14 protein-coding genes and 1 pseudogene are annotated in these 14584 nt (G+C 69.7%); 7 read left to right on the top strand and 8 right to left on the bottom strand.

Features of this window, described 5'->3' with window-relative positions; translation table 11 throughout:
• Positions 1-49: 49 nt before the first annotated feature.
• Positions 50-493 (bottom strand): MarR family transcriptional regulator, encoded by a 444-nt coding sequence (locus LRD69_RS02420; protein WP_277324879.1) that lies wholly within the window; start codon positions 491-493, stop codon positions 50-52.
• A gap of 118 nt (positions 494-611) precedes the next feature.
• On the opposite strand from LRD69_RS02420, the gene LRD69_RS02415 reads away from it, so the two are divergent.
• Positions 612-2417, top strand: coding sequence for an ABC transporter ATP-binding protein (locus tag LRD69_RS02415; RefSeq protein ID WP_277324878.1), 1806 nt, complete (start codon positions 612-614; stop codon positions 2415-2417).
• A 56-nt stretch (positions 2418-2473) separates the two neighbouring features.
• Here the strand turns inward: LRD69_RS02415 and LRD69_RS02410 are convergent, their stop codons facing one another.
• Positions 2474-3526: an NAD(+)/NADH kinase gene (locus LRD69_RS02410; protein WP_277324877.1), complete on the bottom strand. Its 1053-nt coding sequence runs from the start codon at positions 3524-3526 to the stop codon at positions 2474-2476.
• Positions 3527-3971: 445 nt separating this feature from the next.
• Here LRD69_RS02410 and mltG point away from each other — a divergent pair, with 445 nt between their 5' ends.
• On the top strand, positions 3972-4814 hold the full coding sequence (mltG, locus tag LRD69_RS02405) for an endolytic transglycosylase MltG (RefSeq protein WP_277324876.1): 843 nt from the start codon (positions 3972-3974) through the stop codon (positions 4812-4814).
• A gap of 37 nt (positions 4815-4851) precedes the next feature.
• Here the strand turns inward: mltG and LRD69_RS02400 are convergent, their stop codons facing one another.
• Genes LRD69_RS02400 through LRD69_RS02380 form a run of 5 tightly spaced genes read right to left on the bottom strand, consistent with a single transcriptional unit; the run spans position 4852 to position 9795 of the window.
• On the bottom strand, positions 4852-5979 hold the full coding sequence (locus tag LRD69_RS02400; RefSeq protein WP_277324875.1) for an NAD(P)-binding domain-containing protein: 1128 nt from the start codon (positions 5977-5979) through the stop codon (positions 4852-4854).
• A 38-nt stretch (positions 5980-6017) separates the two neighbouring features.
• The gene (locus LRD69_RS02395; protein WP_277324874.1) at positions 6018-7226 is read right to left on the bottom strand and encodes an LLM class flavin-dependent oxidoreductase; all 1209 of its coding nucleotides are present in this window, start codon (positions 7224-7226) and stop codon (positions 6018-6020) included.
• The gene (locus LRD69_RS02390) at positions 7223-8251 is read right to left on the bottom strand and encodes an ABC transporter substrate-binding protein (protein WP_277324873.1); all 1029 of its coding nucleotides are present in this window, start codon (positions 8249-8251) and stop codon (positions 7223-7225) included. The genes LRD69_RS02395 and LRD69_RS02390 overlap by 4 nt, the downstream gene beginning before the upstream one ends.
• Before the next feature lie 54 nt (positions 8252-8305).
• Positions 8306-9064, bottom strand: a complete 759-nt coding sequence (locus LRD69_RS02385; protein ID WP_277324872.1) for an ABC transporter ATP-binding protein — start codon at positions 9062-9064, stop codon at positions 8306-8308.
• Positions 9037-9795 (bottom strand): ABC transporter permease, encoded by a 759-nt coding sequence (locus LRD69_RS02380; RefSeq protein WP_277324871.1) that lies wholly within the window; start codon positions 9793-9795, stop codon positions 9037-9039. Before LRD69_RS02380 ends, LRD69_RS02385 begins: the two co-directional genes overlap by 28 nt.
• Before the next feature lie 507 nt (positions 9796-10302).
• Here LRD69_RS02380 and LRD69_RS02375 point away from each other — a divergent pair.
• From LRD69_RS02375 to LRD69_RS02365, 3 genes and pseudogenes are all read left to right on the top strand, one after another.
• On the top strand, positions 10303-10725 hold the full coding sequence (locus LRD69_RS02375) for a secondary thiamine-phosphate synthase enzyme YjbQ (protein ID WP_277324870.1): 423 nt from the start codon (positions 10303-10305) through the stop codon (positions 10723-10725).
• 198 nt (positions 10726-10923) lie between these two features.
• The gene (locus tag LRD69_RS02370; RefSeq protein ID WP_277324869.1) at positions 10924-11088 is read left to right on the top strand and encodes a hypothetical protein; all 165 of its coding nucleotides are present in this window, start codon (positions 10924-10926) and stop codon (positions 11086-11088) included.
• Positions 11081-11225: pseudogene (locus LRD69_RS02365) on the top strand (NAD(P)-dependent alcohol dehydrogenase); the annotation flags it as partial. The gene LRD69_RS02370 and the pseudogene LRD69_RS02365, both read left to right, overlap by 8 nt.
• Positions 11226-11284: 59 nt before the next feature.
• Here LRD69_RS02365 and LRD69_RS02360 read toward each other — a convergent pair.
• Positions 11285-11509, bottom strand: a complete 225-nt coding sequence (locus LRD69_RS02360) for a hypothetical protein (protein ID WP_277324868.1) — start codon at positions 11507-11509, stop codon at positions 11285-11287.
• A gap of 1177 nt (positions 11510-12686) precedes the next feature.
• Between LRD69_RS02360 and LRD69_RS02355 the strand changes: the two genes are divergently transcribed.
• Positions 12687-13322 (top strand): DUF1345 domain-containing protein, encoded by a 636-nt coding sequence (locus LRD69_RS02355; protein WP_277329598.1) that lies wholly within the window; start codon positions 12687-12689, stop codon positions 13320-13322.
• Between the two features lie 351 nt (positions 13323-13673).
• Positions 13674-14204, top strand: a complete 531-nt coding sequence (locus LRD69_RS02350) for a hypothetical protein (protein WP_346771929.1) — start codon at positions 13674-13676, stop codon at positions 14202-14204.
• Positions 14205-14584: the final 380 nt, after the last annotated feature.

Here is a 14584-nt window from a genome sequence, read left to right as displayed (position 1 = left end):
AGCGAAGATCCGCACCGCTCACGATCGGTACGACTATCGGGCAGGGCCCTTAGCAGCGGCGCTCCGGTATCCCGGCGACCAGGGCGGACAGCAGCCCGCCGAGCACCTCGCGCTGGTCGGCGGTCAACGGAGCCAGGATCTCCTCTGCGGCCGCCCGGCGCGCGTCGCGCAGCGACCGGAGCGTGGCACGGCCCTCGTCGGTGAGCTCGATCCGCACCACCCGACGGCTGTCCGGATCCGGGGTGCGGCGCACCCGGCCGCTCGCCTCCAGCGCGTCGACCAGGCTCGTCACGGCGCGCGGGACGACATCCAGACGCTGCGCGAGATCCGCCATCCGGGGCGGTCCGTCGTAGTGGGCGACCGTGCGCAGCAGCCTGAACTGTGCGGGGGTGATGCCGATCGGCTCCAGCTGGCGGCTCTGAATGCGCTGGAGCCGGCGGGTGAGCCGCAGCAACTGCTCGGCCAGCAGGCCGTCGGAGTCGGGGGAATCCATGAGGGAACAATATCAGGACTGCGCTCATTGTGAGTATAGGTAACAATGAGCTATGCTCTCAAAAGCTCGACTGCCGTCCGCGGCTGTCTCACTTCCCTCATGCATGTCGAAGGAGCCCATGAAGCCCGACGAACCCACATGGACGCCCCCGCCCAGGGATGGCGCACTGCCGCCTGCCGAGCTGCGCCGCATCCTCCGCCTCTTCCAGCCGTACCGCGGCAGGCTCGCGCTGGTCGGAGTGCTCGTCGGCGCCTCGTCGCTGGTGTCGGTGGCCTCGCCGTTCCTGCTGCGCGAGATTCTCGACACGGCCCTTCCCCAGGGTCGTACGGGACTGCTGTCGCTGCTCGCGCTCGGCATGATCGCCACCGCCGTGATGAACAGTGTCTTCGGCGTCCTGCAGACCCTGATCTCCACCACGGTCGGCCAGCGCGTCATGCACGACCTGCGCACGGCGGTCTACGCCCAGCTGCAGCGGATGCCGCTGGCCTTCTTCACGAGGACGCGCACGGGCGAGGTGCAGTCCCGTATCGCCAACGACATCGGCGGCATGCAGGCGACCGTCACCTCCACCGCCACCTCGCTGGTCTCCAACCTCACCGCGGTCATCGCCACCGTCGTGGCCATGCTGGCGCTCGACTGGCGGCTCACCCTGGTCTCGCTCGTACTGCTGCCGGTCTTCGTCTGGATCAGCCGCCGGGTCGGCCGGGAGCGCAAGAAGATCACCACGCAGCGCCAGAAGCAAATGGCCGCGATGGCGGCGACGGTCACCGAGTCGCTCTCCGTCAGCGGCATCCTGCTCGGACGGACCATGGGCCGGGCGGACTCGCTCACCAAGGGCTTCGCCGAGGAGTCCGAGCGCCTGGTCGACCTCGAAGTGCGCTCCAGCATGGCCGGGCGCTGGCGGATGTCGACGATCGGCATCGTCATGGCCGCCATGCCCGCCGTCATCTACTGGGCCGCGGGCCTCGCCCTGCAGACCGGTGGACCGGCCGTCTCCATCGGCACGCTCGTCGCCTTCGTCTCGCTCCAGCAGGGCCTTTTCCGGCCGGCCGTGAGCCTGCTCTCCACCGGAGTGCAGATGCAGACATCCCTCGCGCTCTTCCAGCGGATCTTCGAGTACCTCGACCTCACGGTGGACATCACCGAACCCGAGACCCCCGTCCGGCTGGAGAAGATCCGCGGCGAGATCCGCTTCGAGGACGTCGACTTCAGCTACGACGAGCAGAGCGGCCCGACCCTCACCGGCATCGATGTCACCGTGCCGGCCGGAGGCAGCCTGGCCGTCGTCGGACCCACGGGCTCCGGCAAGTCCACGCTCAGCTACCTGGTGCCGCGGCTGTACGACGTCACCGGCGGCAGGGTCACGCTCGACGGCGTCGACGTGCGTGACCTGGACTTCGACACCCTGGCCCGGGCCGTGGGCGTGGTCTCCCAGGAGACGTACCTCTTCCATGCCTCGGTCGCCGAGAACCTGCGCTTCGCCAAGCCCGACGCGACCGACGCCGAGATCGAGGAAGCTGCCCGCGCGGCACAGATCCACGACCACATCGCCTCGCTGCCCGACGGCTACGACACCCTGGTCGGCGAGCGCGGCTACCGCTTCTCCGGCGGTGAGAAGCAGCGCCTGGCCATCGCCCGTACGATTCTGCGAGACCCGCCCGTCCTGATCCTCGACGAGGCGACGAGCGCACTTGACACCCGCACCGAATTCGCCGTGCAGGAAGCGATCGACGCACTGTCGGCCGGGCGCACCACGATCACCATCGCGCACCGTCTCTCCACCGTGCGCGACGCGGACCAGATCGTCGTCCTGGACGGCGGCCGGACCGCCGAGCGCGGCACCCACGAAGACCTCCTCCAGCTGGACGGCCGCTACGCCGCCCTGATCCGCCGGGACACCCAACTCGCCTCGGTGGCCGGCTGATCTCCGGCGCTCAGGGCAGACGACAGGAGTCCGAACGGTTCAGTTCCCGCCCGGTATCAGTCCACCGGAGGAGGCAGCCGCATCCCGACAAGATCCTCGGGCACATCCGCGTTGGGTGCCGCGAACAGCGGCGAAGCCGCACCGTCGGGCACCGTGGCAGGAGCGTCGGCGAGCCGGAAACGGTTGCGCAGCCGCTGGAAGAAGTCGGCGGGGCCGAGCCGGATCAGATGTATCCGGCACGGTGACGGGTACACACCGATCCAGTCGCCCGGATCGAGTACTCCCCGCAGTTCGCCGTCGATGCTCACGGCGACCTGTCCCGAGTGCGGCAGGACCCGCGCGGCGACGGGCTCGTTCGCCGCGGCCACCACCGTACGGTTGAAGGCCATGTGCGGGGCGACCGGGGTGAAGACCACGGCTTCCACCCCTGGTGAGAGCACGGGCCCGCCCGCCGCGAAGCTGTATGCGGTGGAGCCGGTCGCCGTCGCCACGATCGCGGCGTCCGCCGAGTACGACGCCAGCAGATGTCCTGCGATGTAGACGGCGACGCTGATCTGCCGGTCCCGGGCGAGCTTCTCCAGAACGATGTCATTGAGCGCGGTGACGTCCAGAGCCACGCCCCAGCCGGTGTCCTCACGAAGCAGCGTCGGCGGCGGCAGGGCGGGCCCACGCCCGTAGCGCAGAAGGGCATCGATGCCCTCGGGGATCTCCAGGGTGCGTGACGTACGAAGGGTGAGGGTCAGGCGTTCCTCCACGCTGACATCGTCCCGGAGCACGGCGTCCAGCGCCTTCAGCACGTCGTTGACCGGAACCTCGGTGAGGAAGCCGACGCGGCCCAGGTCGATGCCGAGGACCCAAGCGCCGTCCTTGGCGGCGATCCGGGCCCCCCGCAGGAATGTGCCGTCCCCGCCGAGGGTGACGATCCCGTCGGGGTGCCCCGCGGCCTCGGCCTCCTCCTTGCCGCCGTGCCGCGGCATTCCCCGACGCCAGACGTCGATGTCGGTACAGGGGATACGGTGCCGGTCGCACCAGACGTGGACGGCGTGGGCGGCAGTGACGGCGGCAGGGCGTCCTTCGTGCACCACCAGGCCGAGCCTGTTCAGGGCCATGCCGTGCCTGCCTCTCTCAGCGCCCCACCGGCCCGCGTTGCGTGCCGGTGCCCGCAGTTCCTTGATAGGACGGGGCCCGGGTGCGCGGGCGGTGTGCGAGCTTGCAGGGAGGAGGGCCCAAGGGCTCCTGACCGGTGGCGACGCCCATCGGTTGCGCGCGGGGCCGCACGCCCCTGATCCGGATCGGCTGTGTGAGGTGTCCGACTGTGGAGATCACCGCGTGCGCCCGCCGGTTCCGGCCAGGTGGCCACGGTCGAAAAGGCAACGCCTTGTTCCACTGAACACCCCGTTCCGGGGGGCCGCAAGCCGTGCAGAGCGCCGTGCACACCCGTCAAGGAACGGCAGGTCGTCGGGGTGGACTCGCTCGTCGAAGCCGCGCAGCAAACCCTGCGCCGCGCCGTCCGGGGGGCGCTTGCCCGCGGCCGGCCCGGGATAGCGTGCGCGCATGGTGAACGAGTCCCCGGGCGCCCGGACCCGTCGCGGGATCCGCGCGCCCCGGCGCGGGCGGCTGGCGCTGTCCGTAGGCGTCGTCCTCGGCGTCGCGGCAGCCGTCCTCGTGCCGCTGCTGACGAGGGAGGCGAATGTCGGCCCGCAGCGCACCCTCCTCATCCCCGAGGGATGGCGGGCCTCCCAGGTGTATGCGGCAGTCGACCGGTCACTCGACGTGGAGCCCGGTACGACCGAGAAGGCCGTCGGCAGGGCGGACCTCGCCCTGCCGACGGAGGCGAGGGGCAACCCCGAGGGCTACCTGTTTCCTGCCACGTATCCCGTCACCTCCGGCACCACCCCGACGAGTCTCCTGAGGTACATGGCCGACACGGCAGGGCGGCGATTCGGCGCGCACCACATCACCGCCGGGGCGTTGCGCAACAACGTCTCCGTCTACCGGACCGTGACGATCGCCAGCATCGTGCAGGCCGAGGTGGACACCGCCGCCGACATGGGCAAGGTGGCCCGGGTCATCCAAAACCGGCTGGCCGAGGGCATGCCGCTCCAGATGGACGCCACTCTCAACTACGCGCTGAACCGCAGCACTCTGGATACCACCGTCAGCGACACCAGGATCGACAGCCCGTACAACACGTACGCGCACACGGGACTGCCGCCGACTCCCATCGGCAATCCCGGAGAGCAGGCGATGCACGCGGCCCTCACACCCACGCCGGGCCCCTGGCTGTACTTCGTGACGGTCGCGCCCGGGGACACCCGGTTCACCGACAGCTACGCCGAGCAGCAGCGGAACGTCGCGGAGTTCAACCGCAACCGGCTGAGCACGAGCGGCGGTTGACGGGCAGTCGGATCCGGCGCGCCGTTGCGGCGCGGTGTCACACGGGAACGGCGGCGGGTTCGTCCCCATGCCCGGCGGTACCGTCCTCGGCGGCCTCCAGCAGGCGCTTGATCCCGCGCACCGCCTCCCGCCCCGCCCGGTTGGCCCCGATGGTGCTCGCGGACGGCCCGTATCCCACGAGATGGATACGCGCATCCCGTACGGCCTGCGTTCCCTCGACCCGGATGCCACCGCCGGGTTCGCGCAGCCGCAGCGGCGCAAGATGGTCGATGGCGGCCCGGAAGCCGGTCGCCCAGAGGATCACATCGGCGTCCACGGTCCGGCCGTCGTCCCAGGCCACTCCGGTCGGGGTGATGCGGTCGAACATCGGCAGCCGGTCGAGCACCCCGTCCGCGCGGGCGCGCCGCACGGCGTCGTTGAGCGGCAGCCCGGTCACGCTCACCACGCTCTGCGGCGGCAGCCCCTGTCGCACCCGCTCCTCCACCATGGCCACGGCGGCCCGCCCCTGGACCTCGCTGAACGGCCCTTCCCGGAAGACGGGCGGCCGACGTGTCACCCAGAAGGTCTCCGCCGCCACCTGGGCGATCTCCATCAGATGCTGGGTGCCGGAGGCCCCGCCACCCACCACGATCACCCGCTGCCCGGCGAACTCCCGAGGCCCCGGATAGTTCGCGGTGTGCAGCTGGCGGCCCCGGAAGGTCTCCTGGCCCGGGTAGCGTGGCCAGAACGGCCGGTCCCAGGTACCCGTGGCATTGATCAGGGCGCGCGCGGCGTACGGACCCTCCGAGGTCTCGACGAGCAACCGCCCACCGCCGCCCTCCCGTACCGCGCTCACCTCCACGGGCCGGTGGACCCGCAGGCCGAAGGTGCGCTCGTACGCGTCGAAATAGGCGCCGATCACCTCCGACGAAGGCCGGCTGTCGTCCGCGCCGGTCAGTTCCATGCCGGGCAGTGCGTGCATGCCGTGGACCTTGCCGTATGTCAGTGACGGCCAGCGGAACTGCCATGCGCCGCCCGGCCGGGGCGCGTGGTCGAGCACGACGAAGTCGCGGTCCGGCTCCAGGCCGACGCGCCGCAGATGGTAGGCGCCGGACAGACCTGCCTGTCCGGCGCCGATCACGACCACATCCACCGCGCGCGCTGCGCCGACCCCAGAGTTGTTCACGCTTCTACCAACTGTGGGGGAGTCCCGGATCTTCCCGGTCAGCGGCCCCCGGCGATCAGCAGCGGAGCGCCGCCCGGTGCGGACGCCGGGCGCCCGTTCGCGGCCGGCACCCCGAGCAGCGGCGAGGCCGGGACCGTGGACAGCAGTCCGCGCCTCGCCAGCTCCGGTGTGACGCCCTCGCCGAACCAGTACGCCTCCTCGAGGTGCGGGTAGCCGGAGAGCACGAAGTGCTCCACGCCCAGCGCGTGGTACTCCTCGATCCGGTCCGCGACATCCGCATGACTGCCGACCAGCGCGGTGCCCGCACCACCCCGGACCAGACCCACACCCGCCCACAGGTTGGGCGAGATCTCCAGCTCGTCGCGCGAGCCGCCGTGCAGCGCCAGCATCCGCTGCTGTCCCACCGACTCGCTCCGCCCCAGCGCCTGCTGCGCGGCGGCGATCGTCTCCGGATCGAGATCGCCGAGCAGCCGGTCCGCCGTCGCCCACGCCTCCTTCGCCGAATCGCGCGAGATGGTGTGCAGCCGGATGCCGAACCGGACACGGCGGCCCTGCTCCTCCGCGAGCCCGCGGATCCAGTCGATCTTCTGCTTCACAGCGGCCGGCGGCTCGCCCCAGGTCAGATACACATCGGCATGCGCGGCGGCCACCGGCCCGGCCGCCGCCGACGACCCACCGAAGAAGATCTCCGGCAGCGGGTCCGGAGGCAGCGCCGTCAGCCCGCCCTCGACCTGATAGTGCTCACCGTCGAAGTCGTACGGCTGCCCGCTCCACACGCCCCGCACCACCGAGAGGAACTCGGCGGTCCGCGCGTAGCGACGGTCGTGGTCCAGGTGGTCACCGAACCGCCGCTGTTCGGTCGAGTCGCCGCCCGTCACCACATTGAGCAGCAGCCGGCCCCGGGTGATCCGCTGATACGTCGCGGCCATCTGCGCCGCGAGCACCGGCGAGATCACCCCCGGCCGGAACGCGACCAGGAACTTCAGCCGCTCGGTGTGCTGCGCCAGCGCCACCGTCGTCAGCCAGGCGTCCTCGCACCAGGTGCCGGTCGGCGTCAGCACCGCCTCGAAACCCAGTTGCTCGGCAGCCTTGGCGATCTGTGCCAGATACTCGATATCGGGCGCGCGCACCCCGCTGACCGGAGTGATCCGGTCCCGCTTGATCCCTCCGTCGGTGTACGCATGCCGGTCGACGAGTGTGCGGCCGTCACCGCCGGTGGGCAGGAACCAGTGCAGATGAACATTCATGACGAGGCCTTTCCGTACGAGCGGGGGGCTGCCGTGGACGCGGGCAGATCGCGGTTGAACCGGGTGTCGACGTAGTCCGTGAAGACGAACCTGCGGGGAATGAGCTTCAGATCGGCGAAGGTGTCGGCGATCTGCTGTTCGGACGCGATGGCAGCCGCGTCGACGGCCACGGGCACCCGCGTCCCGTAGCTGCGCTTCACGGCGTCCAGCGCCACGTCGTACGGCAGCCCGGTCTCCTTCGCCCAGACCTTCGCCCACGCTTCGGGATGCTTGAAAACCCAGTCCTGCGCCCGCCTCAGACGGTCCAGCAGATCGTCGATCGCCTCGGACTTCCAGGCATCCTTCAGTGCGGCGGGCGAGGCGACCTGGAAGCTCAGACCGTTGACGAGTCCTTCACCGGTGGTCAGCACCCGCGCATTCCCGCCGCGCAGGACCTGTGAGGTGTACGGGTCCCAGATCGACCAGGCGTCGACCTTGCCCCGGCTGAACGCGGCCAGCGCATCGGCCGGCTGAAGGTATTTCAGCCGCACGTCGGAGACGGTGAGCCCCGCCGCCTTCAGTGAGGCGACGAGCTGGAAGTGGGCGGAGCTGCCCTGGGCCACCGCGATGGACTTGCCCTTGAGCTGCGAGGGAGTCTTCAGCGGAGAGTCCTTCGGCACGACGACCGCTTCGCCCGCCGACGAGCCGTGACCGGCGCCCACCACCACGATCTTCGAATCGGACCCCGCGGCGAAGACCGGAGGCGTGTTGCCGACGCCCCCGATGTCCACGGCACCGGCGTTCACCGCCTCCAGAAGTGGTGGTCCGGAGGTGAAGGTCGACCATGTGATCCGGTAGCCGAGGTCGTCGAGTTCTCCGGAGGCCCGCAGGATGGCCTCGTACCCCCCTTTCTGATCACCGACGTCGAGGGTGACATCGCCCTTGCCGTCGGTGCTGCCGGCAGTGGACGCGGACGAAGCGCCACCGCAGGCGGCGAGCAGCAGGACGAGCGGCAGAAGCAGAGCGGGCAGGGTTCGGCGTCTCATGACATGTCTCTTTCCGAAGGTCGAACCGATGGAGGACGTGTGCGGGTGAGCTGGTCAGGCGGCCTCGACCGGAGCGGCTTCTTCCGCGACGCCCAGCTCGGTCAGCAGCCGGGAGCGCAGTGCGGCGAACTCGCCATGGCCCACGGTGCGCGGACGGTCCAGGTCCACAGGGGTCTCGTACGCGATGGCGCCGTCGCGCATGACCAGCGCGCGGTCGGCGAGCAGCAGCGCCTCGTCCACGTCATGCGTGACGAGCAGCACCGCGCAGCCGCGCCGCTGCCAGAGTTCGGCGACCAGCTGCTGCGCCTTGATCCGGGTCAGCGCATCGAGCGCACCGAACGGCTCGTCGAGCAGCAGCAGATCGGGTTCGCGCACCAGGGCTCGCGCCAGCGACGCCCGCTGCGCCTCACCACCGGAGAGCGTCCTGGGCCACGCCCCGGACCGCCCGCCGAGCCCGACCTCCTCCAACGCCCGTTCGGCCAGCTCCCGTTCGGGCTTGCCCGGCAACCCGAGCAGTACATTGCGCCAGACCCGCTTCCACGGCATCAGGCGAGGCGACTGGAAGGCGACGGCCCGCCTCCTGGGCACCAGCACCGTGCCCGTGATGTCGCGGTCCAGGCCGGCCAGCACCCGCAGCAGAGTCGACTTCCCGCAGCCGCTGCGCCCGAGCAGTGCGGTGAACTCCCCGGCGCGCAGGGTGAGATCGAGCCCGTCGACGACGGCCAGGCCGTCGAAGGAGCGGGTCAGCCCCTCCACCCGTACGGCAGGGTCGGAGGACCGCGGGCTCACTGGCCCTTGAAGGTCGGTCGCCATTGCAGCAGCAGCCTTTCGAGTATCCGGACGATGACATCGGCGGTGAGGCCGAGGAAGGCGTAGACGACCAGGCAGACGACGATGACGTCGGTACGGAAGAACTCCCGGGCCTGGTTCATCAGGAAGCCGATTCCGGCGTCGGCGTTGACGGACTCGCCGAAGACCAGCGCCAGCCACGCGGTGGCGAGCGAATAGCGCAGCCCCGTCATGGCCCCGGGCAGCGCACCCGGGAGCACCACATGCCGGACGAGACCCCACCGCCCGAGCCCCAACGACTGGCCCGTCTCGATGAGTTGGTCGTCCACGCCCCGGATCCCGGCGTACACATTGAGATACAGATGGAAGGCCACGCCGAGCGCGATGAGCGCCACCTTCGGGGCCTCGCCGATCCCCAGCCAGATGATGAACAGCGGGATCAGTCCCACCCAGGGGACTGTCCGCAGCATCTGCACGGTCGCGTCGCCCAGGTCCTCACCGAGCCGGGACAGTCCGGACACCAGGGCCAGCGTGGTGCCGACGGCACCTCCGAGCACCAGCCCCACGGCCACCCGCTGGAGCGAGATCGCCATGGCCGACGGCAGGGTTCCGTCAGTGATCAGATCCCGGCCCGCTCGGGCGATGGTGCCGGGGGAGGCGAGCACGTCCGGATGGAGCGCACCGGTGGCGCTGAGTACCTGCCAGAGAGCGAGCAGCAGGACGGGTCCGATGGCGCGCCGCAGCGGGCGGGGCACGGAGCGCAGCCGCGAGCCGCGAGCCGCGGGCGGACGCCGGCACAACGGGCTCCAGTTCGACCGCCCGACATGAGGACGGTGTATTGATTTCATCTGATATATCCGGCGGGGCGAGGGCATGGCCAACGGACATGAGAGCTCCACGAGCAGTCCACGGACGGGCGGAGGCACGCCTCGACCTCCCGACCGCGGCACCGCTGCGGCGCGGGAGCTACGGCAGGGGAGGGAGAGGTGGCGTACGACGGGGTGCCGACGGCAACAGGCCGGCACTCACACCAGGTGCGGGCCGAAGGACCCCTTGATCACCTGCGGGAAGCGTGCCGAAAGAACGTCAGCAGCCGCGGCGACACGCGGCGGAGGCCACCCGCAGCAGGTCGATGTGACCGCGCGAAGTGAGCAGAGCTGAACGGAACATGTCGCCGAACGTAGCGACGCACCTCGGAACCGGTCAATGCCGTCTCGGCACGTGGACGCGCCATCACGCGCCACGAGCGAGAAGATGTCGGCATGTCCCATGCCTTCACCACCAGCGTTCTGAGCGTCACCACCGGCGCGGCCGAAACGGTCGCCGACCTTACGCGCGACTGCGAAGAGTTCCTCACCCGCGCCTCCCGTGGCCGGGACGGTCTGCTCAACATCTTCGTGCCCCATGCCACCGCCGGAATCGCCATTCTGGAAACCGGCTCGGGCAGCGACGACGACCTCCTCGCCACCCTCCACGCGCTGCTGCCCGCCGACAACCGCTACCAGCACCGCCACGGCAGCCCGGGCCACGGCCGTGACCACGTACTGCCGGCCTTCGTCGCACCGCACGCCACGCTGCCGGTGATCGGAGGACGGCTGGAACTCGGTACGTGGCAGTCGGTGTGCCTGGTCGACACGAACGTCTCGAATCACAACCGTCAGGTGCGGCTGTCGTTCCTCGGGTAGCTCTGCGGCAGTCGCAACTGTAGGAGCGATTTCCGGCCGGCCTAAAGGGAAAGCCGACCCAGCTCGGGCGCACCTTGCGCGAGCCGTCCCGTACGGCGAGACACGAGTGCCGAGGAGCGGGTCCGGGAGAACTGGCGCCGAGAGGGGTCTGCTCAAACGCACTGGCGCTGTCAATCAGGGCTGCGGCAGAGCGAGGGCGTGAACGCAGTGCTGGTCGGCCTTGCCGCCAACCCCTCCCTACCGGCCGAGCTCGTCGGCCCGCTGATCGAGGCAGCGGATGACGAGACCGCCTGGAAGCTTGCGTATCGCTTTGACCTCACCTCGACGCAGGTGACAGCCCTCGTCGCGCGGTCGCGTCGGTGACCACGTCGTGCTGAGCTTCGGCTCTTGCGGACACTGCCGGAACTGCCGCGGCCCCCGCATACTGCAAATCCTTCGCCTCCCTCAACCTCTTCGTAGGACGCAAGGAGGACGCGCCGCGGCTCACCGAAGCGACAGGGGAAGGTGTGGGGATGTAGTCGCGAGCGCTGTCAGGCAACGCGGCCACACACGCCGATGATCAGACGCTGACCAGCAGGGGCAATAAGTCAGTGGCCACGCGAAGCGAGATCCACACCTGATGGAGTCCACCCTGCTCGATCGCGTGGTTGCAGACGCTGCAGTTGTGGATGGCGGTGACGCCCCAGCGCCGGGGATTCAGGTTGCCCGGATCGAGGTCCGCGACGGAGTCCGGAGAGGGCTGATGCTGCGGGAAGGGTGGCCGCAGCTTGTAGTTGCCGAACAATGCGTGCTCACCGTGCTGCGGGTCAGCTTCCGGCAGCGGGTGATCTCGTAGGGGAACCAGTGCAGCTGGTAGGAGGTGTCGGGGGTGAACTCCTCCAGGCTGATCATGGCCCCGATCTCGGGCGGGGTCCGGACTAGGTGCTGCCGTAGAGCACGAGGTGCTTCACCGCCGTCAGCCTGGCGATATTCGGCGGCAGGGTGATGACCTGCCCCCGCTCGTCCGGGCCAGCTCGGTCAGGGGACGGAACCCTTCGCGTCCGTCGGCGGTGGCCTCGTCGACCAACTCCAGCAGGTGCCGCCAGCCCGGGGCGGAGGTGTCCTGCCGCCGGGCGTGGAACCCGACTCGGGCTTGCGGATGAGGCCCAAACTGGTCGAAGCACGAGCAGACGTCCCTGTAGGACCCTCGCCGGCCTGGGGCCGGATCCGACGTGTCACCCTGGCGGTTCACAGAGAGCCTCGGCTCTTCCTCGTCCGTCATGGCGCCAAGATACGGAGGTTGCCCTGGGTCGTCGCAGTGATTATGTCGGTGAGAGTACGGACTGCACCCGTCGCCGCGCTCGAATGTCTGAGTGGGGAAGCTGACGCTGCTGATGGGGGATTGCGTGACGCTCCACAGCACGTCGGCCGGTCACGCCGACCTGGCCGGTTTCGACCTGAACAACCGCTTCTGGCTTCGAACATGAACCCCTACGCAACCCAGCAGTAGACGCCCTGGCTCTGGCGTCGGGCGCTTCTGGCGAGATCAGCCAGATCACCCAGGATCGTGTCGGCGATCTCCGTGTCGACGACCTCTCCATCCTCCGCGCGCAGCTGGGCTCACGAGACAGCGACGTCACGCAACCTGGAGCGCTCGGCGTCCACGAGTGCAGTGGACAGGTGAGGCGAGATCGCAAAAACGACGCACCCATCATCGTCCTGGCCGGCGGCGATACGAGGCTCGCCGACTTCGACAAGTTCCTCGTAGCTGTCGCCGGCAAGAAGGCATTCCCGATAACGGCGGACCGCTACCCGTTGACGCGGCTACCCGAATTCGGGCCGTTAACCGACGTTTCATCCGCTTTCATCCCGTATCTTCGGGTCATTCAGATCATGCGGATCGCGTGGATCACTCGGATCGTCCAGAGGGAGCGAAAAGGAGCGCCGTGCAGTACTGGCTCTCGGAACGCCGTCGGGACGTCATGAGCGGCAGCATCGCGCTGGGCGCGGCCGTGATCCTCCTGTTCCTCGACTGGCGTCTGGCGCTCATCTCAGTGGGAGACACCGGGGTACTGGTGCTGTTCTCGTACCTGCTGCCCTATCTCGTTCTCACGCTGAGCGCGTTCACCACCGTCTCGCCGGAACGGCTGCGTGCCTGGGCCGGGCGCGAGGCGCGCGGGACGGTGCTCCAGCGGTACGTCTACGGGACCGCGCCGGGCCCCGGCGGGTCAATCTTCATCGCGGTAGCGGCGCTGCTGGTGGCCGTGGTGTGGCTGCCTGGTTATCTCGGGTCCGCCTTCCCGGTGGTACCGAGAGTGGCGACGGCCCTGTCGCTGGTCGTCGTCGCCTGGCTCTGCGTCCTCTTCTCCTTCGCCGTCACCTTTCAGGCCGACAACCTGGTGGAAGGCGAGCAGGCGCTCTTGTTCCCCGGTGAGGAGACAACCGCGTGGGCCGACTACGTCTACTTCGCCCTGGCCGTCATGACCACCTTCGGCACCACCGACGTGACCGTGGTCTCGCGGGAGATGCGCCGCACGGTGGCGGCCAACGCCGCCATCGCGTTCGTCTTCAACACGGTGACCGTAGCCAGTCTCGTCTCCGCGCTCGGCGGTGTGTGACGGAACTCGGCGCGCACAGCGCCCATCGTCGTGGTCGAAGACCGGGCGACTGGAGCGGTCCGGCCGTGCGGGGCGGCCGGAGTCGCGCTGTCACGGGCCGAGGGCGTGCTCTCTGAAAGTCTGCGGCGTGGGATGAGCGCGGGATACCGCCGGGCGCCGGAGGGCGCGGCCGGCAGACTCTCGCCACAATGTACGAATTCCTCCCCGTGGCGGGCTGCTCGCCCTACTCACGATGGTGCCCGGACCGGACATGGCAGTCGTGATCCGACGCGCCGTCACGGCCGGCCGCGGCGACGGCTGCGGACCGTCGCGAGCATCACCACCAAGCTGCTGGTGTGGGGCGTGCTGTCCATGGCGGGGCTCGCGGCCGTGCTGGCCGCCTCCGCCACCGCGTACACCGCCGTCAAACTCGCCGGCGCGCTCTACCTCGTCGTCCTCGGCGTACAAGCCCTGATCGCCGCCCGCCGCGGCCGGAGCGGCGGAGTCCGTGCGGATGCCGGCACCGTCCGGCCACCCGTGGCGCACCGGCCCGGTGACCAACATCCTCACCCGAAGGGCGCCGTCTTCTACACCGGTCTGCTGCCGACCCTCGCGCCGCACGGCCTCTCCCTGCACACCGGGATGGCCCTGCTCGTCCTGGTCCACGTGGCGCTCACCGTCGTCTGGCTCGGCGGCGACGTGCTCCTGCCCTCCGTGCGCCGAGGCGTGGAGCGGATCAGTGAGGATTGCGTTCGTCGTGATCGCTACTACATGACATTGAGGGACACGGCCGTGGAGTACACGCCGGACGGGGGCGACCTGGTCGAAGACGATGCTCTCGCGAGCCAGCAGGTAGGTCAACGTCAGGAATGCGAGCGTGCGTTGCCGTCCTCGAACGGGTGAAAGAAGCAGATGTCGAGGTAGGCGCGGGCCGCGCGGACGTTGAGGCGACGCGGGCGAGCGTCTTACGCGGCTCGGTGATCGAGTGCGCCGCACAGCACCAGCTGCCGACCGGGCCGCCACCGATGTCTCCCTCGTCATGAGCCCAGCGCCAGCCGGGGACCCAGCGGCCATAGCGTTCGACAAGGGCTCGGGTCATGGCCTCCGTCCACGGTGCCCCCACCTCCCAGCTCCAGCTGCGGCGCTCCTGTAGCGATGCCGGTTCGTCCTTATTTCCGAGGCGATCTTCACGGGGGTCGCCCCGGGCCAAGGAGCGCATCGGCTTCGCCCGGACCAGCTGGGGCGACCCGCTGGCCCGTCGTCGGTTGGAGGTGAGCCATGGA

The organism is Streptomyces sp. JH14 (genome assembly GCF_029428675.1).
Taxonomy (GTDB): domain Bacteria; phylum Actinomycetota; class Actinomycetes; order Streptomycetales; family Streptomycetaceae; genus Streptomyces.
Note: the sequence above shows the minus strand (reverse complement) of the source record. Positions and strands in the feature narration are given on the sequence as shown.